An 18,212-nucleotide genomic window follows, 5' to 3' on the forward strand; every position below is an offset into this window, starting at 1 on the left:
TCACCCGACGCCAAGGACCGCGATTGGCTTATAACATGGCCATGCCGCCATTCACATGCAAGGTCGCGCCTGTCACATATCCCGCCTCGGGGCTGGCCAGATAGAGCACAGCTGCGCCGATCTCTGCGGCCTCGCCCATGCGTCCAGCGGGCACTTGGGTCAGGATGCCCGACTTCTGATCATCGGTCAGCTTGTCGGTCATGGCCGTGGTGATAAAGCCCGGCGCGATACAGTTTACCGTGATGCCGCGGCTGGCCACTTCATAGGCCAGTGATTTGCTCATGCCGACCATGCCCGCCTTGGACGCGGCATAGTTGGCCTGCCCTGGGTTGCCCGTGGCCCCCACAATGCTGGAGATGTTGACGATACGGCCCCAACGGGCCTTCATCATGCCGCGCATCACCCCTTTGCACAGGCGCATCGTGCTGGTCAGATTGACATTCAGCACCGTCTCCCACTCCTCATCCGACATCCGCATAAAGAGGTTATCGCGGGTGATGCCTGCATTGTTGACCAAAATATCCACCGCGCCCATCGCCTCGGCCGCCTGTTTGGGCAGCGCCGTCACCGCCTCTGCATCGCTCAGGTTGCACGGCAGCACATGGGCACGCTCGTCCAGTTCGCCGGCCAGCGCCTCAAGCGGTTCGGTGCGCGTGCCAGACAGACCAACGGTGGCGCCTGCCGTATGGAGCGCCTTTGCAATTTCGCCACCAATTCCGCCCGATGCCCCCGTAACGAGTGCGTTTTTACCAGATAAATCGAACATTGCTTCCATTCCTTTGACTAAGAGGATTTTTCCAGAAAAATCCTGTGGGCCGAAAAATCCTCTGGAGGATTTTTGGCCTTATGATGACAGTTTCGCGATATCGTCGGGCGTGCCAATCGCTTGACACGCAATGTCGCGATCTATGCGGCGCACCATCCCGGACAGTGCTTTGCCTGCACCGATTTCCCAAGCTTCGTTTACACCTTGGGCGCTCATCCATGCCACGCTTTCGCGCCAGCGCACCGATGATGTGACCTGTTCGATCAAAAGGGTGCGGATGGTGTCAGGATCACTGACCGCCTGAGCGCGCACATTGGCCACCACAGGGATCGACGGCGCGTGGATCGTCACATCTTGCAACGCTTCCGCCATCCTGTCCGCAGCGGGCTGCATAAGCGAGCAATGGAACGGAGCACTGACCGGCAACAAAACCGCACGTTTGGCGCCTTTGGCCTTGGCAATCTCGACCGCGCGTTCAACAGCCGCTTTGTGCCCCGAAACAACCACCTGACCGGGGTCGTTATCATTGGCGGCTTCACAGACCTCATCACCTGCGGCCTCGGCGGCCACCGCTTGCACAGCGGCGAAATCCAACCCCAAAAGTGCTGCCATCGCGCCCACACCCACAGGGACGGCTGCTTGCATCGCCTCTCCGCGGATGCGCAACAGACGTGCTGTATCGGCCACCGAAAAGGCCCCCGCGGCGGCCAGCGCCGAATATTCCCCAAGCGAATGGCCCGCCACAAAGGCGCCACCCGCAATGGAAAATCCTTCGGCCTCCAACGCCCGCACGGCGGCCAATGATGTGGCCATCAGCGCAGGCTGTGCGTTTTGTGTCAGGGTCAGCGTGTCTTGCGCGCCCTCCCAGATCAGGCTGGACAGGCTTTCGCCCAAGGCGTCATCCACCTCTTCAAACACGGCCTTAGCGGCGGGGTATGCATCGGCCAGGGCCTTGCCCATCCCGATGGTTTGCGCCCCCTGCCCGGGAAATAGAAATGCTCGGCTCATATTGGCACTGTCCTTCGCGTTATCTCTTTATTAAGCGCTGGTTTATCCTGCCCCATCTCCCCCTGCAATCCATTCGCACAAATGATGTGCACCGCGTGCGATTGGCCGCAGGCCGCCGAGGGGCTACATATCGTTCAGCACCGACAGGAGACCCGCCATGGCCATCGCCAACACCGCCACACGCTACGGAAGCGTGGCCCGTTTTTTCCACTGGACCATTGCGATTGGTATTTTCACGGTGATCCCCTTGGGGGTGATCGCCCATAACCTCAGCCTTGGCATCAAAGCGGGCACGGCATCGTCTGAAACGATCCAACTGACTGCGACGTTGTTTTCGTTGCACAAGACCATCGGCTTGGTGATCTTTTTCACGGCCCTCGCCCGTATTTTCTGGGCGGTAACGCAACCCAAACCCGCGCCCCTGGCCCGTCATAAAGGGTGGGAACATACTTTGTCGGCTGTGGTGCACTGGCTGCTTTACGGCTCGCTGGTTCTGGTGCCGCTCACGGGTTGGATCCATCACGCATCGACCTCTGGCTTCGCGCCGATCTGGTGGCCGTTTGGCCAATCCCTGCCCTTTGTCGCGCAGACAGCACAGGTGGCCGAGGTGACAGCAAATCTTCATCTGCTTTTTGAACGGGTCATGGTGATCGCGCTGGCCTTGCACATCGCAGGCGCGCTGAAACACCATTTTGTGGACCGCGACGACACGCTGCGCCGCATGGCAGGTGGCGCATGTCTGGAACCGACCACGCAGCCCCATGGCCGCGCCCTTCCGCTGGCAGGTGCGTTGGGCGTTTGGGTGATCGCCCTTGGTATCGGGGGGGCCGCAGGGCTGTATTCCACGTCAGAGGCCGCACAGGTCGACGCGCTGGAACAAGCCACAGGTGAATGGCAGGTCGTCGATGGCACCATCGGGCTGACCATCACGCAGTTCGGCAGTCAGGTCGATGGCGCGTTCGCCGACTGGACCGCCGATATCGCCTTTACCCCGCCCTCAACGCCCGATGGGGCGGACGCAACGGGGCGCGTGACCACGACGATCAATATCCCCTCGCTCCAGCTTGGCTCTGTCACCGATCAGGCCCTTGGCCCCGATTTCTTTGATGCCGATACCTTCCCCACCGCCACTTATGAGGGCACGATCACAGGGGGCGATGATGAAACCTACATGGCCACAGGCACGCTGACGATCCGCGATCAAAGCATGCCTGTCAGCTTCCCCTTCACCATGACGCTTGAGGGCGACACGGCAACCATGTCAGGCACCGTGCGATTGAACCGCATGGATTTTAACATCGGCGCCAGCATGGCCGATGAATCGTCGCTTTTGTTCGGAGTTGATGTGCAGATCGCGCTGACCGCGACCCGCCGCACAGACTAGTTACTGATAGCCCAGTTGCTCGCGCATAAAGGCCAGCGCCACCGACAGCCCGTCAGGGGCAATGCCGTGGGGCGTGCCTTTCATGACATGGGCATAGACGTCTTTGAACTTGGCAGCCTGTAGTGCCTCAACCGCGGCAGGCAGGCTGTCGATGGGCACCACATCATCCTGATCGCCATGCACCAAAAGCACGGGCAGGCGCGATTGCACCTCGTCGGGCAGTTGGTCAGGCTCCAACAGGCGCCCCGAAAACCCCACAAGCCCTGCAATCGGATCTTCGCGGCGCGGGACAACATGCAGCGCCATCATCGTGCCTTGACTGAAGCCCAAGACAACCACCTGCTCGGGCAACAGATCTTCGTCGACCATCACACCGTCCAGAAAGGCGTTCAGATCATCCACGGCGGCCAGCATACCCGCGCGGCTGACTTCCTCGGACGAGCCATCAATCCACGGGATCGGGAACCACTGCCGTCCCATCGGCGCCCCGTCACAGGTTTCGGGCGCATCGGGGCTGATAAACAGCGTGTCGGGCATATGTTCGGCCAGCGGATCGGCCAGACCGATCAGGTCTTGGCCATTCGCACCATAGCCATGCAGAAAAACCACCGCAGATCGTGTTTCGCCAGAAAGCGGTTCGCGCCGCAGTGCTTCAAGTGCTCGTGTCATGTGATGCCTTCCCTGTCCTTTGCCACATGGTAGTAGGCAAAGAGTGCGCGGGCCGCAACCGACCGCCACGGCGACCAATGCGCCGCCATCGCGCGCAGCTCTTTTTCGGTGGGGCGTGCAGGCAGATCAAACAGCACCCGCGTGCTTTCTTGCAAGGCCAGATCACCGGGCGCAAAGACATCCGCACGCCCCAAACTGAACATCGCGTAAATCTCGGCGGTCCAGACACCAATGCCAGGCACGGCCACAAGCGTGTCAATCACCTGCGATGTGGGCGCATCGCGCAACCCGCGATAGTTGATATTCGCTGCGGCCAGGGCCTTGATATAGCGCACCTTCTGGCCACTTAACCCGCAGGCGCGAATCTGGTCCTCGCTGGCCCACATCACCTTGCGCGGGCCCGTCAGCCCCCCTGCGCGACACTTGGCCGAGATCGCGCGCGCCGCAGCCACACTCACCTGCTGGCTGATGATCGCATCCATCAGCGCCAAAAACCCGTCTTTGCGCAGACGCAGCGGCAAAGGGCCAACCGCATCCAGCGCAGGGGCAAAGCGCGGCTCATGGGCCGCCAGCCACGCAGCCCCTTCGGCCACGCAGGCATCACCGGTGATGATCCGCTCGCCCATCTATCTGGCCCGCACCCAATCAAGGGCGGCCTCGATATGTGCCACGCGCGCCACATCGGGTTGCGCGGGCCTGCGGATCATCGCTACCGGCAATCCAAGCACGCTGGCCGCTTCCAGCTTTGAATAACTGGCCTGCCCGCCTGCGTTTTTGACCACCAGCAAATCTACACCAAGCGCTTCAAACAGCGCGACCTCCTGTTTGACCGAAAACGGGGGACGTCCGATAATGAACTCTCCGCCCTCAAACGGGATGGGGCTGGTGGGCGGATCAATCTGGCGCACCAACACGCGGTGCCCTTCAAGGTTTTTGAACTTGGCAAGTGTCTTGCGCCCCGTGGCCAGAAACACGGTCGACGGTGTGCTTAGAAGTCCCGCAACCGCCTCTTCTGTGTCGATTTCGGTCCACAGATCATTTGGCCCCGCCACCCAAGGGTCGCGCAAAAATTGCAGGTATTTCACCCCCTGCTGCGCAGCAACCTGTGCACTGCGGGCCGAAATATTGACCGCAAAAGGATGTGTGGCATCAAGAACATGGGTGATCTTTTCCTTGCGCAGATAGTCCGCAAACCCCTGCGCCGATCCAAAACCGCCAACCCGTGTTGGCAAAGCCAGCGGCATGGCCTCGCGCGTCTCCCCTGCAAGGCTGGCCACCGCAGGCACGCCCATGCGGTGCAATTCGGCTGCAATGCGCCGTCCCTCGCCCGTGCCTGCCAGCAACAAAACCTTCATGCCTGCCTATCCCCTTTGCGCCAGCACGGTGCCTGCGCGGTCAATCACAACCACATCCACCACAACATTCGGCACCATTGCGGCAGCCTTGGCCTGTGCGTGTTGCGCCACCCATTCGGCCATGGGGGCACCGACCAACTCATAGGCGGCCAGTGCGGTGTTGGCTTGGGCGACCTCTGGACGCTCCAGAACCTCTGCAAGGGCCGCAAAATCTACCTGCGAGCGGCCCGAGTGCAAATCCACCGCCCCCTGCGCCAGCTTGGTCATCTTGCCGATGCCCCCGCCGATTGTGATGCGCGGCACGGGGTGTTTGGCCAGATACTTCAAAAGGCCCCCTGCAAAATCGCCCATGTCCAGCATGGCGTGATCGGGCAAACCGTGCATGCCCTGCACCACCTTTTCACTGGTCGCGCCCGTGCAGCCCGCCACATGGGTTAGCTCCTCGGCGCGGGCCACATCAATGCCGCGGTGGATGCTGGCGATCCACGCCGCACAGCTGAAGGGGCGCACAACGCCCGTGGTGCCAAGGATCGACAAGCCCCCTTCGATGCCCAAACGCGGGTTCCATGTTTTCAGGGCAATCTGCGCCCCGTCGGGAATGCTGATGGTGATGCAAACATCTGGAAATTCTGGAAATTCCGCCACAACACCTTGCATCATCTGGCGCGGCACCGGGTTGATCGCAGGTTCGCCCACCGCAATCGGCAACCCCTCTTTGGTGACAGTTCCGACCCCTTCACCCGCCTTGAACGTCACGCCTGTGCCATCCAGATCCACGCGCGCAATCACCAGCGCACCGTGGGTGACATCAGGGTCGTCGCCTGCATCTTTGGTGATGCCCACTTCGGCCCACCCATCGCCTGCCGCATGATGGGCCAGCGGAAACACCGGGGTTTCGCCGCGTGGCAACGTAATACCAACATCCGCGCCAAACGCGCCATCGCGCAGCCGCATCAGCGCCGCCTTCACGGCCGCCGTGGCGCAGGCGCCCGTCGTCCAGCCCCGCCGTAACTCTCCTGTCGGTTTGCGCGCCATCTGCCCTCAATTCCTCACGCCAGACTATACCGCGGTGAACTCTGACGCCAAGCCGCTAACTTGGGTCGTTTTGCGCCCTTCCATCGCGCCGCAGGCCGCGCCATAACAGGCCCATGACGACTCAACTGCCTTCGCATGATTGGCCTCAGCTTCAGCCCGGATGGGTCTGGCTTTGTGGCGCAGGCCCCGGTGATCCGGGGCTTTTGACGCTGCATGCACTGAATGCGCTGCGTCAGGCCGATGTGGTGATCTATGACGCGCTGGTGCAAGAGGCGATTCTGGACTGGGCGCCGCAGGCCGAACATATCTACGCAGGTAAACGCGGCGGCAAACCTTCGGCCAAGCAGCGCGACATCTCGCTGCGCCTTGTCGATCTGGCCCGCGCGGGCAAACGCGTTTTGCGGCTCAAGGGCGGCGATCCGTTTGTGTTCGGACGCGGCGGGGAAGAGGCACAGACCCTCATCCAACACGGCGTGCCCGTGCGTATTATCCCCGGTATTTCGGCAGGCATCGGCGGGCTGGCCTATGCGGGCATCCCCGTCACCCACCGCGATGTGAACCAATCGGTCACCTTCGTGACGGGTCATGACCAGTCGGGCAACACGCCCTCGTCGCTCAATTGGCGCGCCATTGCCCAAGGCTCGCAGGTCATCGTGATCTACATGGGCATGAAGCATATCGCGCGCATCGCGTCGGAATTGATCGCAGGCGGGCGCAGCCCGTCCGAACCTGTGGGCGTTGTCACCACCGCCACCACAGACCAACAACACGTGCTGGAAACCACCCTTGGCACGATTGAGGCCGACATCGCCCAAGCAGGCCTGGAACCACCCGCAATCATCTGCGTCGGCCAAGCCGTGACCATGCGCCAAGTCCTTGACTGGAAAGGCCAAATGATGGGCGAACCTGTGCGCAACCTTGATCCGCTTGGCCGTGGCCGCCCCGCCGAAAGCGCCTGAGCCATGGGCGGCCTGATCTTTGCCGCGCCTTCCTCTGGCAGCGGCAAAACAACCCTGACCCTTGGTTTTCTAAGGGCCGTTTCGCGCAGCGGCGCTGCGATCCGTTCGGCCAAATCAGGACCGGATTACATCGACCCCCGCTTTCATGCCGCCGCATCTGGCCACCCCTGCATTAACCTTGATGCATGGGCCATGACGCCCGACCGTCTGCGCAGTCTGGCCCGTCACAAAGCAGGCGAAACCCTGCTGATCGAAGGGGCCATGGGCCTTTTTGACGGCGCCCCGCCCGACAGTCGCGGCAGCACCGCCGATCTGGCGCGCATCCTTGGTCAACCTGTCGTTCTGATCATCGATTGCGCACGCATGGCAGGGTCGGTCGCGGCGATCTATCATGGGTTCAAGCACCACGACCCGCGCATTTATCTGGCTGGCGTGATTCTCAACAACGTCGGCTCGCCCCGTCACGAGGCGATGTTGCGCCGCGCCCTTGGCGACACGCCTGTGTTCGGCGCGGTGCCGCGGGACACGGGGCTGGCACACCCCTCACGCCACCTTGGTTTGCAGCAGGCAGGTGAACGCGCCGATCTTGACGCATTTCTGGACCACGCCGCCGATATCATGGACGCGCATCTGGAAACCGACGCGCTGCTGCGCCTGTCGATGGAACGCAAGGTGCCCCTTGGCACATCGCACCCCATGCGCCCGCCCGCGCAAACCATCGCCGTGGCCCAGGACCTCGCCTTCGGGTTCTGCTATCCGCATATGCTGGACGACTGGCGCCGCGCAGGCGCTCAGGTCACACCCTTTTCGCCCCTGAATGATGACGCCGTGCCGCCCGCCGATTTCGTCTTTCTGCCGGGCGGCTACCCAGAGCTTCACGCAGGCAAACTGGCCGCCAACTCGAACTTCATGCAAAGCCTTAGAAACGCCGCGCAAACATCTGATATATACGGCGAATGCGGTGGATACATGGCGCTTGGCGAGGGCCTAATCGATGCGGATGGCACGCGCCACCGCATGGCAGGACTGCTTGCGTTAGAGACCTCTTTTGCCGCGCGTAAGCTGCACCTTGGCTACCGCGCCCTGACCACCGATCACCCGCTTTTGCACGGCAGCTACACAGGCCACGAATTTCACTACGCCACGACCCTACGCGCCGACGGCACCCCGCTTTTCAAAGCCACAGACGCCGAAGGCACCGCGCTGCCGCCGATGGGGCTGCGTGCCGCGCGCACCTGCGGCTCCTTTGCGCATATCATCGACGCAGGCTTGCCAGCGTCATAAAACAGGTCTAGCGATCCGCATATGACAGATACATCCAGCCCTTACGTCGACGACCGCCGCGCCAAGCGCAACGTGGCCGTCCTTGTTGCCGCCCAAGCCCTGCTTGGCAGCCAGATCACCATGATCTTTGTGGTGGGTGGGCTGACAGGCCAGATCATGTCACCTATCGCCTGCCTTGCGACCCTGCCCATCTCGCTGATTGTCTTTGGCACCATGACCTCGGCACCGTGGATGTCGAACCTGATGCAAAGCCAGGGACGCCGCACAGGATTCCTTGTTGGCACCTTCGCAGGCATGATGGGGGCCGCCATCGGCGCCTACGCCATCTGGATCGACAGCTTCTATCTGTTCCTTTTTGGCAGTTTCATCACGGGCACCTATATGGCCGCCCAAGGGTTTTACCGCTTTGCCGCCGCCGATACGGCCTCCGACGCCTTCCGCCCCAAAGCGATTTCTTACGTGCTGGCAGGCGGGCTTCTGTCGGCCATCATCGGTCCGCAATTGGTCAGCTTTCTGACCTCGGGCAGCGCCGACAACACCGAGATGCGCTATTTCAGCGTTTATATCGCCGCCGCATTGCTGAACGTCATAGGCTTTGTGATCTTCTTCGGCCTCGACATTCCCAAGCCGCCCAAGGTGGAAAAAGGCGATCTGGGCGGTGGGCGCACACGCGGGCAACTCATGCGCGATCCGCGCATCCTTGTCGCGGTAATCTGCGGGATGGTGTCCTACGGGTTAATGAACCTCGTGATGACCTCCACGCCGCTTGCGGTTGTGGGCTGTGGCTACAGCACCGCGGATGCGGCCAATGTGGTCACGGGCCATGTGCTGGCCATGTTCGGGCCGTCGTTCTTTACGGGCCATCTGATCGTGCGCTTTGGCGTTGAAAAGATCATCGCCACGGGGCTTATCATTCTTGCGGCTGCGGGTGTCGTTGCGCTGCAAGGCATTGATTTGTTTAACTTCTACCTCGCGCTGGTCCTTTTGGGCATCGGTTGGAACTTTGGCTTTATCGGCGCGACAACAATGCTGACCAGCGCCCATTCCCCGGCCGAGCGCGGGCGGATGCAAGGTATGAACGACATGCTGATCTACGGTCTTGTTACCCTCGCCTCGCTGGCCTCTGGCGGGTTGATGAACTGTTCGGGCGGTGATGTCGTTCAGGGCTGGACCGCCGTCAATCTGGCGATGGTGCCGATGCTGGCGCTGGCAGGTGGCGCGCTGATCTGGCTGGTGATGCGCCCCAAAGAAGCGGTCTAAAACCCGCCCGTCAGCGCCTTCCACGTCAGGCCCGCGTTGCGCGCAAAGGGGCTTTCGTCCAGCTTGCCCTCTATCACCCGTTCAGGCACGGCAATCGCGGCCTTTAGCGTGGCCCTGGCCCGCCAGCCCGTGCGCATCACCGCTCTGACATCCGCGGTCTCGCGCCGCAATGGACCGCGCGCGCGGTCCAGATCCGCCAGACCCGACCGCGCCAGATCGACCACGCCCTGCGGCGTGCCATCAATCATCGGCTTACGTTCTGCCGCCTCAAGCGCAGGGATCGCGCGCAACCAGTTGGCCATGCCGACACCGCGCGCATAACCACGCACCGCCGCCTCGTCCTGCGCGCCCATCAGCCGCGCCGCAGTCCACAGCAAAGCCCCAGACGTCGCACCGATGTAATCCTCGAAATGCGCCGCATCCTCAAAGCTGTCTTTGTAGCAATCCCACCGCCGTGCCGCGATCAAACCGTCCAGAACCGTACAGGCCTGCGCATCCAGAACACCCGCCAGCGCATCCACCACATCATGTCGCCGTGCCGTGCCTTTGGCGATCTCCTCCAAAGCATCACGCCACCATTGCAGGCGCATCTCTGCGATCATCGGCTCTTTTGTGACCCAAGGCGCGCGCGACACCTCGACGTTGAACGCAAAGAGCGGGAACAGCACACGCCGCACCGCCACAGGGGCGGCCATCACGGCGGCGAAGCGATCCGCATCCCCGCGTTCCACCAGCGCAGCGCAGGCCTCAAAGCTCACGGGCGCCACCCCGCAAGAGCCTTCGAAGGCTCTTGCCCCCGCGATTTCGAAATCGCGGCCACCGCCCAAACGCCCGCGTCACACATCGCGCACCAGCTTCCAGTTCACCGCATCCAGAAGTGCTTCGAAACTCGCATCTACGATGTTCGCGCTGACCCCCACGGTCGACCAGCGCCGCCCTTGGCTGTCCTCGCTGTCGATGATCACCCGCGTCACCGCCTCTGTGCCGCCATCGGTGATCCGCACTTTGAAATCCACCAGCCGGATATCGTCGATCAGCGTCTGATAAGGCCCCAAATCCTTGGCCAGCGCCTTGGCCAGCGCGTTCACGGGGCCGCGGTCGCTGCCGGTGTCGTCCATGCTTTCACTGACCGACAGCATCTTGTCGTCGCCCACTTTCACAACCACCACGGCCTCTGACAGGCTGACCATCTGGTCGTATTTGTTCTTGCGCCGCTCGACCGTCACCTTGTAGCGCTTGACCTCGAAAAACTGCGGCAGCTGCCCCAATTCGTCCCGCGCCAGCAGCTCAAAGCTCGCCTGCGCCGTGTCATAGGAATAGCCCTGCGCCTCGCGCGCCTTCACCCGCTCCAGAATACGGGCCAGCGCGGGATCGCCTTTGGCGACCTGAAGCCCCGCATCGGCCAGCCGCTTGCGCAGGTTGCTTTGCCCCGCCTGGTTCGACATCGGCACACTCCGCGCATTGCCCACGCGGGCGGGATCGACGTGTTCATAGGTGCTCGGGTCTTTGAGAATTGCACTCGCGTGCAACCCCGCCTTATGGGCAAAGGCTGAGGCCCCCACAAAGGCCGCCTGCCGCGCAGGCACGCGGTTCAAAATATCATCCAAAAGCCGCGAGGCGCGCGTCAGCCCCTCCAGCGCCTGTGCCGTCACACCTGTTTCAAACCGCTCTGCATAGGCGGGTTTCAGCGCCAAAAGCGGCAGCAAGGTCGTCAGATTGGCGTTGCCGCACCGCTCGCCCAGACCATTCAGCGTGCCTTGGATCTGCCGTGCGCCCGCATCCACCGCGGCCAAGGCATTGGCCACTGCGTTTTCTGTATCATTATGCGTGTGAATACCCACATGATCGCCCGAAACCCCTGCCGCAATCACCGCGCGTGTCGCCTCCGCAACCGCGGCTGGCAACGCCCCACCGTTCGTATCGCACAACACCACCCACCGCGCGCCAGCGTCATAGGCCGCTTTGGCGCAGGCCAGCGCATAGTCGGGATTGGCGGCAAATCCGTCAAAGAAATGCTCGGCATCAAAGAGCGCCTCACGCCCCTGCGCCACGATATGCGCAATGCTGTCGCGGATGCTGTGCAGGTTCTCCTCAAGGCTCACGCCCAAGGCCTGCGTCACGTGATAGTCATGCGCCTTGCCCACCAGACACACCGCTAGCGTGCCCGCATTCATGACCGCCGCCAGCACGTCGTCATTCTCGGCCGAGCGGCCCACCCGCTTGGTCATCCCAAAGGCGGTCATGGTGGCCCGCGTCGCAGGGGCCGCCTCGAAAAACTCGCTGTCCGTGGGGTTCGCCCCGGGCCAGCCGCCTTCGATATAGTCCACGCCCAGCTGATCCAGCACCTGCGCGATGCGCTGCTTTTCGGAGGTGCTGAACTGCACCCCTTGGGTCTGCTGCCCGTCGCGCAGCGTGGTGTCATAGATGTAAAGGCGTTCGGTCATTTACCCGCTCCAACTGGCGCGTGCTTTGCACGTGCCGCGCCCGACCGCCCCCATGGGCGGGCGCACACGCCCCCCCGCGGTCTGGCACGTCACTTTGCGTCGCATCATTTCAACGCCTCCAACTTCGCTGCATCAAATGCAGGTCCCGTTTTCAACGCAACACCGTCTTTCGACATCTGAACCTCGACGCCCGCATCCAACAACGCCGCTTTCAATGCATCCACCGCCGCGAAATCCTTGCTCGCCATCGCCGCGGCACGCACTGTCGCAAACCGTGCCTCAAACTCGCTCAAATCGACTGTGTCACCTGCCGACAAATCCAAACCGACCATCATCGCCGCCGCCTTCAGCCCAGCGCCATCGCCTGCGCCTGCCAGCTTGTGCATCTCGGCAATCGCGCCTGCCGTATTCAAATCATCCGACAGCGCAGCGACCACCGAAGCAGGCACATCCCCCGCATCCGCATCGCCCACAATCTCGGCCCATTTGCCCAAGCATTTCACAGCACTCGCAGCCTTCTCAGCCGTCCAATCCATCGGCTTCCTGTAATGCGTGCTCAGCATCACGAACCGGATCACCTCGCCCGGCACGCCCTGATCCAGCAGGTCTTTCACCGTAAAGAAATTGCCAAGGCTCTTGGACATCTTCTTGCCCTCGACCTGCAACATCTCGTTGTGCATCCACACTTGTGCAAAATCATGACCCGAACAGCGCGACTGCGCGATCTCGTTCTCGTGGTGCGGAAATTGCAGATCGTTGCCACCCCCGTGAATATCAAAGGACGGCCCCAGCAGATCATGCGCCATAGCCGAACACTCGATGTGCCAACCGGGCCGCCCGCGCCCCCACGGGCTGTCCCAACCAGGGGTGCCCGCATCCGAAGGCTTCCACAGCACAAAATCCATCGGATCACGCTTGTAGGGCGCCACTTCCACACGCGCACCTGCAATCATATCATCGACAGATCGTCCCGACAGCGCGCCATATTCTGCATAGCTGCTCACGGAAAACAGCACATGGCCCTCGGCCTCATACGCATGGCCCTTGGCGATCAACCCCTCAATCATCGCCACCATCTGCGCGATATAGGCCGTAGCCCGCGGCGCGGCATCAGGCTCCAACGCGCCCAACGCGCCCATGTCGTCCAGAAACCAGCCGATGGTCTCATCCGTGATCTCGCCAATGGCGCGCCCGGTCTCGGCCGCTTTGGCGTTAATCTTGTCGTCCACATCGGTGAAATTGCGCACATAGGTCACATGATCTGCGCCGTAGGTATGGCGCAACAACCGATACAGCACATCAAACACCACCACAGGCCGCGCATTGCCCAGATGCGCGCGGTCATAGACGGTGGGTCCACAGACATACATGCGCACATTTTCTGGGTCCAAAGGGGCAAATGCCTCCTTGCGGCGGGTCTTGGTGTTATAGAGCGTGATGGTCATGTCAGACGTTCCGTTTTGGCTTGCAGCGCGGCTTATCACCCTGCCCCGATTGCGCCAACCCCCCGCTTGCGGCACAGTGGCCCCATGCAAACCGCCCATGACATCTGCGCAGCCCAGCCAGGCGCCACATACGATCAACCCTTTGGCCCCGAAACCCATACCTACAAAGTGGGTGGCAAGCTCTTCGCGCTATGGAAAACCGATGGCATCAGCCTCAAAGCCGCCGATCCCGAACAGGCTGCATTCCTCATTGACATCGGCGTGGCCAAACCCGCCCCCTACCTCAAACGTGGCGGCTGGATGTGGATCGCTTGGGACAGCTTCCAAGACACAGACGATCTGCGTGCGCGGCTGACCACCAGCTATGCCACCATCCGCGCAAGCCTGCCCAAGAAGGTCCAAGCCAGCCTATGACACAGCCGCTCTATTTCCACGGCATCCCCGGCGCCGCAGCAGAGGTGGCCCTTGCAGGCCACGCCCCCACAGATTTCGGCACCCTATCGACCCACAATGGCCACCTGATCGCCTTTTCACTTGGGGCGCACCGCGCCCTGACCTACGCCGCGGCATACCCTGACCGCGTGACCCAGATCACGCTCATATCCCCCGCAGCCCCCATCCGCACCCCTGCCGATCTGCACGGCGTGGCAGGCGCGCCCGTGTTCAAAGCAGCTCGCTCCCCCCTTGGCCTGCGTGGCCTGCATCTGGGGCAATCGCTGTTTTTGCGCGCAGCCCCTAACCGCTTCCTCGCGATGCTCTTCCAAGATACCTGCTCAGCCGATCAAAGCTTTGCGGCAGGCCACCAATCACAACTGATCAGCGTTCTGCGCGACAGTCTACTGTATCACGGCCCCGCCTACCGCGCGGCCCTGACGGCATATGTCCAAGACTGGTCCGCGCTTTTGCCGCAGATCACAGCGCCCGTGACCCTGCACCACGGCACCGCTGATACATGGGCGCCCATACGCATGGCAGATCAACTGATGAAGGCATTGCCCAATGCCGTGCTGCACCGCCACGAAGGCCTGGGCCACTACAGCACCTACAAGGCGGTGCTTACGAAATGCCTTCTGGCCGCACAGGCTCCCGCCTGATTTCAAACCCCTCCCGCCCGATGATCTGCTTGGCCGCATCCCGCCCAAGGTTGGCGATAGACACCTCTTGCGTAACGATCGGCTGCAACTGTGGCGCGGTGAACAGATGCAAACAGGCCTGATCGGGCTAATACGTCGGAAACAGCGGGTGCATCGGGCACCCCTCGCGCGAAAAATCGGTTACAGGATCGGTGCATATGGCCGAAAGCGGCTCTACCTCCGCCGCTTTCGCGCAGGACAGCCGTTTGCGCAGGTCCGTGTCATCCAGACCCACGCGGTCGGGGTGCAGCCGCGCGTCCGCATCATAAAGCACTTGCAAGGCACGCCGTGCGAACGCCTGGTCATGGGTGGGCTGGCGGCTGGTCACAGCAATCTGCACATAGGTCTCAATCGCGGCCATGATCGTCTGATTCTCTGATGTGTTACCAAAACCTTACACCACCGAACGTCTGACGCAGTGCCATACCGTGAGCAGACGCTAGGCCATACGTTGCGTGGCAGCGATATTTTCGCTTAACCCTAACAAATTGTTACCATTTTCAGGGCGGGACTTGACGCAACAGCGGTTTTTCGGCCCCATCCCCCCATGAAACCCTCGCACCGCATATCAACTCTTACCGGCGGCGGCTCGGACGGGTGGGACGTGTTCTACCGCGCCCGCGCCATGATCGCCGCCGGCACGCCCGTGACCGAGCTGACAATCGGCGAACACGACATCCGCACACACCCCACCATTCTGGACGCGATGCACCGTTCGGCCCTGTCAGGACATACAGGATATGCGATGGTGCCAGGCACCCAACATCTGCGCGACACCGTGGCCGCGCGGATCGCGCAGCGCACTGGCGTGCCAACGACAGCCGCCAACATCATGATCACACCCGGTGGGCAATCCGCACTCTTCGCGGCACATCACGCCACCTGCGACGACGGAGATATCGCCTGCTACATTGATCCGTATTATGCGACCTACCCGGGCACAATCCGCGCCGTGGGCGCCGTGCCAAAAGCAATTGTCACAACTCCCGACACCGCCTTCCAACCCACTGAAAAGGCGTTGGAAAATTGCGCAGGCGCGCGCAGCTTGTTGATAAATACGCCAAACAATCCCACAGGTGTTGTCTATTCCGGCCAGACCCTGAAGCATATCGCCCAAGCAACCCGCGACCATGACCTCTGGCTGATCTCGGACGAGGTGTATGACACCCAGATCTGGGAGGGCACGCATCTGTCACCCCGCGCCCTGCCGGGCATGGCAGACCGCGTCTTGGTGGTGGGGTCAATGTCGAAAAGCCACGCCATGACAGGCAGTCGCGTGGGGTGGGTCTGTGGCCCTGCGCCGATCATCGAGCATATGATCACCTTGGCCACCCACACCACCTACGGTGTGCCTGGCTACATTCAGGATGCCGCCGTCTTTGCCCTAACTGCGCGCCCCGAACTTGAGGCCGAGGTGGCCGCCCCCTTCAAGCGCCGACGCGCCATCGCCATGGACCTTTTGGGGCAGCAGACGATTATAAAAGCGATCCCCAACGGCGGCGCGATGTATCTGATGCTCGATATCCGCGCAACAGGCCTGAGCGGCGAAACCTTTGCCAATGCCCTTCTTGAAACCCACCACATCGCCACCATGCCCGGCGAAAGCTTCGGCACCGCCGCCGCTGGCCACATACGTGTGGCCATGACCATAGATGACACAGCCTTCAAAGCGGCATTACGCCGTCTTTTGACCTTTGCGCAGACCCTCGCATCCTGACCCAAAATCATTCCAGAATGATTTTTCGCCAGCAGATTTTTCCTGAAAAATCTGCACACTAGATGGAGAACCGAATGACCTTTCGTGCGATGCATCGCCCCTTCAACCCTTTTGTTTTGGCCAATGCCTGGGACGCGGGGTCTGCCAAAATGCTGCAGGCCTTGGGGGCGCAGGCCATTGCCACATCAAGTGCTGCCCAGGCCTTCACACTTGGGCGGCCTGACGGCGGCACCATCAGCCGCGACGAAGCCTTGGCCCATGCACAAGACCTGATTGCGGCTGTCGGGATCCCTGTCTCGGGTGATTTTGAAAACGGTTTTGGTGACGCCCCCGACACATGCGCCGAAACCGTGCGCCTGTCTGCCGAAATTGGACTGGCCGGTATCTGCATCGAAGATATCGCCTTCCCTGCTGGCACCCCCTATGATCCGAAGCTTGCCGCAGAGCGGATCAAAGCGGCTGCAGCCGCAGCCCGTGCCGCGCCGCAGGATTTCTTTCTGGTGGCCCGCGCAGATGGTATCATGACCGGTCATTATGACATCACCGAAGCCATTGCCCGCATTCAGGCGTTTGAGGCTGCAGGAGCTGACGGCGTCTATGTGCCATTGCCCAAGACAATGGACGACCTGACGCGCATCTGTGCCAGTGTTTCCATCCCTGTAAACGCTTTGGCTGCAGGTCCGTTCGCACGCTACACGCTTTCTGATTTTGCAAAAGCAGGTGTTGCGCGGGTCTCCTTGGGCTCGGCGTTGGCGCGCGTCACACACCACGCCATCCATGACGCGGCCGCCGCCATTTTTGGCGACGGCACGTTTATTCCTTTGTCACACGGCATGGCGGGCGACGCGGTAGACGCCCTTTTGACTGCTCAGAAACGATAGTTGAGTTTGACCTGAGCGGTGGTGGCCCGCACGTCGATGCCACTGCCATCAAAGTCGTCGAAGTCATGGTAGAGCACCTCTCCCCCCACGGTAATCGTATCGGTGATGAACTGCTCATACCCCGCACCAATGAAATAACCGTCATCGCTGCCGATATCGCTGGTGTCGGCCTGCGCCCATCCACCCGTGCCATAGATCAAACTTTCGCCCAGATCATAGCCCCCACGCAGCTTAAGGCGCAGCACGCTATCAAGGTCTGTGGCACCGCCGATGTCGATATCAGTCACGTCGAAATCCAAGCCACCGCCAACGACCCAATTCCCAAGGTCGAGATCATAGCCAAGGCTAAGACCGCCGACCAGACCATCGCCGTCCAGATCAGCCGCACCGCTGGTGCCGACATCGCCGTAGCCAAGCTGCAGGCCGCCGTAGAATCCCGACCAATCACCACTGGCCGCAACAGGCACAGGTGCGGGTTGGATGGGGGTGTCCTCGATCGGCGCGTCGATTGAGCCTGCCTGCGCGCCCCCCACCATTGCCGTTAAAGCCAATGCGCCAATGATTGCACGGGGTTTCATGTGTTGAAACGTCATCTGTCGTTCTCCTTTGGATGCGTCTCGCGCCCTGTTGCGCGACACGTGTCACAGGCTGATCACCCCGTTTTGAATTTGTCCGATCACAGTTTTTTGACGCTCGGCGGACGCCCGAAATGCGTGCGGAAAACGCGACAATCGTGCAACCCCGCGCAGCGTTTCGCCCATCACAACCGCCATGCGGCAGATGTCTGCGCAGTCAAAGACGGTCGGCAACACTTTGCTTTGCCGCGCGGCCAAGCACGGCGGCGGCAATCTGAATGAGTGCAAGGGCATGTG

At 61.6% G+C, this 18,212-nt stretch carries 20 protein-coding genes; 8 read left to right on the top strand and 12 right to left on the bottom strand.

Translation table 11 applies throughout. From position 1 onward, the window contains the following. Window positions 1–28: 28 nt before the first annotated feature. Window positions 29–766 carry a 3-oxoacyl-[acyl-carrier-protein] reductase gene (fabG, locus tag L1065_RS01935; RefSeq protein WP_237093758.1) on the bottom strand — a complete coding sequence of 246 codons (738 nt, stop codon included), beginning with the start codon at window positions 764–766 and terminating at the stop codon, window positions 29–31. 78 nt (window positions 767–844) lie between these two features. After that, complete coding sequence (gene fabD, locus L1065_RS01940; RefSeq protein ID WP_237093759.1) at window positions 845–1,774, bottom strand: ACP S-malonyltransferase; 930 nt, start codon at window positions 1,772–1,774, stop codon at window positions 845–847. 157 nt (window positions 1,775–1,931) lie between these two features. Between fabD and L1065_RS01945 the strand changes: the two genes are divergently transcribed. Further along, complete coding sequence (locus L1065_RS01945; RefSeq protein ID WP_237093760.1) at window positions 1,932–3,158, top strand: cytochrome b/b6 domain-containing protein; 1,227 nt, start codon at window positions 1,932–1,934, stop codon at window positions 3,156–3,158. On the opposite strand, the gene L1065_RS01950 is transcribed toward L1065_RS01945, so the two are convergent. From L1065_RS01950 to L1065_RS01965, 4 genes are read right to left on the bottom strand one after another with little or no spacing between them, the layout of a single operon-like run. Then, on the bottom strand, window positions 3,159–3,827 hold the full coding sequence (locus L1065_RS01950) for an alpha/beta hydrolase (RefSeq protein ID WP_237093761.1): 669 nt from the start codon (window positions 3,825–3,827) through the stop codon (window positions 3,159–3,161). Continuing rightward, complete coding sequence (locus L1065_RS01955) at window positions 3,824–4,453, bottom strand: DNA-3-methyladenine glycosylase (RefSeq protein WP_237093762.1); 630 nt, start codon at window positions 4,451–4,453, stop codon at window positions 3,824–3,826. Before L1065_RS01955 ends, L1065_RS01950 begins: the two co-directional genes overlap by 4 nt. Beyond that, a complete protein-coding gene (locus L1065_RS01960; RefSeq protein ID WP_237093763.1) occupies window positions 4,454–5,182 on the bottom strand; it encodes a cobalt-precorrin-6A reductase in 729 nt (242 codons plus the stop codon). A gap of 6 nt (window positions 5,183–5,188) precedes the next feature. Continuing rightward, window positions 5,189–6,217, bottom strand: coding sequence for a cobalt-precorrin-5B (C(1))-methyltransferase (locus L1065_RS01965; RefSeq protein ID WP_237093764.1), 1,029 nt, complete (start codon window positions 6,215–6,217; stop codon window positions 5,189–5,191). Window positions 6,218–6,330: 113 nt separating this feature from the next. Between L1065_RS01965 and cobA the strand changes: the two genes are divergently transcribed. From cobA to L1065_RS01980, 3 genes are read left to right on the top strand one after another with little or no spacing between them, the layout of a single operon-like run. Beyond that, window positions 6,331–7,176 (top strand): uroporphyrinogen-III C-methyltransferase, encoded by an 846-nt coding sequence (gene cobA / locus L1065_RS01970; protein WP_237093765.1) that lies wholly within the window; start codon window positions 6,331–6,333, stop codon window positions 7,174–7,176. 3 nt (window positions 7,177–7,179) lie between these two features. Beyond that, window positions 7,180–8,460, top strand: a complete 1,281-nt coding sequence (locus L1065_RS01975; protein ID WP_237093766.1) for a cobyrinate a,c-diamide synthase — start codon at window positions 7,180–7,182, stop codon at window positions 8,458–8,460. A 21-nt stretch (window positions 8,461–8,481) separates the two neighbouring features. Next, window positions 8,482–9,720, top strand: a complete 1,239-nt coding sequence (locus tag L1065_RS01980; protein ID WP_237093767.1) for an MFS transporter — start codon at window positions 8,482–8,484, stop codon at window positions 9,718–9,720. Here L1065_RS01980 and L1065_RS01985 read toward each other — a convergent pair. The 3 genes from L1065_RS01985 to cysS all read right to left on the bottom strand — a co-directional run bounded on the left by L1065_RS01985 (window position 9,717) and on the right by cysS (window position 13,609). Further along, window positions 9,717–10,487 carry a squalene/phytoene synthase family protein gene (locus L1065_RS01985; RefSeq protein WP_370641126.1) on the bottom strand — a complete coding sequence of 257 codons (771 nt, stop codon included), beginning with the start codon at window positions 10,485–10,487 and terminating at the stop codon, window positions 9,717–9,719. The genes L1065_RS01980 and L1065_RS01985 overlap by 4 nt on opposite strands. A 69-nt stretch (window positions 10,488–10,556) precedes the next feature. Then, entirely contained in the window at window positions 10,557–12,164 is a 1,608-nt protein-coding gene (cimA, locus tag L1065_RS01990) for a citramalate synthase (protein WP_237093768.1), read from the bottom strand. Between the two features lie 104 nt (window positions 12,165–12,268). Beyond that, window positions 12,269–13,609 carry a cysteine--tRNA ligase gene (gene cysS, locus L1065_RS01995; protein ID WP_237093769.1) on the bottom strand — a complete coding sequence of 447 codons (1,341 nt, stop codon included), beginning with the start codon at window positions 13,607–13,609 and terminating at the stop codon, window positions 12,269–12,271. 84 nt (window positions 13,610–13,693) lie between these two features. On the opposite strand from cysS, the gene L1065_RS02000 reads away from it, so the two are divergent. Both L1065_RS02000 and L1065_RS02005 read left to right on the top strand, forming a co-directional pair. Beyond that, window positions 13,694–14,023 carry an MmcQ/YjbR family DNA-binding protein gene (locus L1065_RS02000; protein WP_237093770.1) on the top strand — a complete coding sequence of 110 codons (330 nt, stop codon included), beginning with the start codon at window positions 13,694–13,696 and terminating at the stop codon, window positions 14,021–14,023. Then, entirely contained in the window at window positions 14,020–14,703 is a 684-nt protein-coding gene (locus L1065_RS02005) for an alpha/beta fold hydrolase (RefSeq protein WP_237093771.1), read from the top strand. The genes L1065_RS02000 and L1065_RS02005 overlap by 4 nt, the downstream gene beginning before the upstream one ends. A gap of 127 nt (window positions 14,704–14,830) precedes the next feature. On the opposite strand, the gene L1065_RS02010 is transcribed toward L1065_RS02005, so the two are convergent. Further along, complete coding sequence (locus tag L1065_RS02010; RefSeq protein ID WP_237093772.1) at window positions 14,831–15,103, bottom strand: hypothetical protein; 273 nt, start codon at window positions 15,101–15,103, stop codon at window positions 14,831–14,833. Between the two features lie 186 nt (window positions 15,104–15,289). Here L1065_RS02010 and L1065_RS02015 point away from each other — a divergent pair, with 186 nt between their 5' ends. Next, window positions 15,290–16,459 carry a pyridoxal phosphate-dependent aminotransferase gene (locus L1065_RS02015; protein ID WP_237093773.1) on the top strand — a complete coding sequence of 390 codons (1,170 nt, stop codon included), beginning with the start codon at window positions 15,290–15,292 and terminating at the stop codon, window positions 16,457–16,459. Between the two features lie 74 nt (window positions 16,460–16,533). After that, the gene (locus L1065_RS02020) at window positions 16,534–17,340 is read left to right on the top strand and encodes an isocitrate lyase/phosphoenolpyruvate mutase family protein (RefSeq protein WP_237093774.1); all 807 of its coding nucleotides are present in this window, start codon (window positions 16,534–16,536) and stop codon (window positions 17,338–17,340) included. Here the strand turns inward: L1065_RS02020 and L1065_RS02025 are convergent. Both L1065_RS02025 and L1065_RS02030 read right to left on the bottom strand, forming a co-directional pair. Next, complete coding sequence (locus L1065_RS02025) at window positions 17,328–17,933, bottom strand: outer membrane protein (RefSeq protein ID WP_237093775.1); 606 nt, start codon at window positions 17,931–17,933, stop codon at window positions 17,328–17,330. The genes L1065_RS02020 and L1065_RS02025 overlap by 13 nt on opposite strands. A 48-nt stretch (window positions 17,934–17,981) precedes the next feature. Next, the gene (locus L1065_RS02030) at window positions 17,982–18,209 is read right to left on the bottom strand and encodes a hypothetical protein (RefSeq protein WP_237093776.1); all 228 of its coding nucleotides are present in this window, start codon (window positions 18,207–18,209) and stop codon (window positions 17,982–17,984) included. Window positions 18,210–18,212: the final 3 nt, after the last annotated feature.

It is taken from the genome of Nereida sp. MMG025 (assembly GCF_021654165.1).
Lineage (GTDB): Bacteria > Pseudomonadota > Alphaproteobacteria > Rhodobacterales > Rhodobacteraceae > Nereida.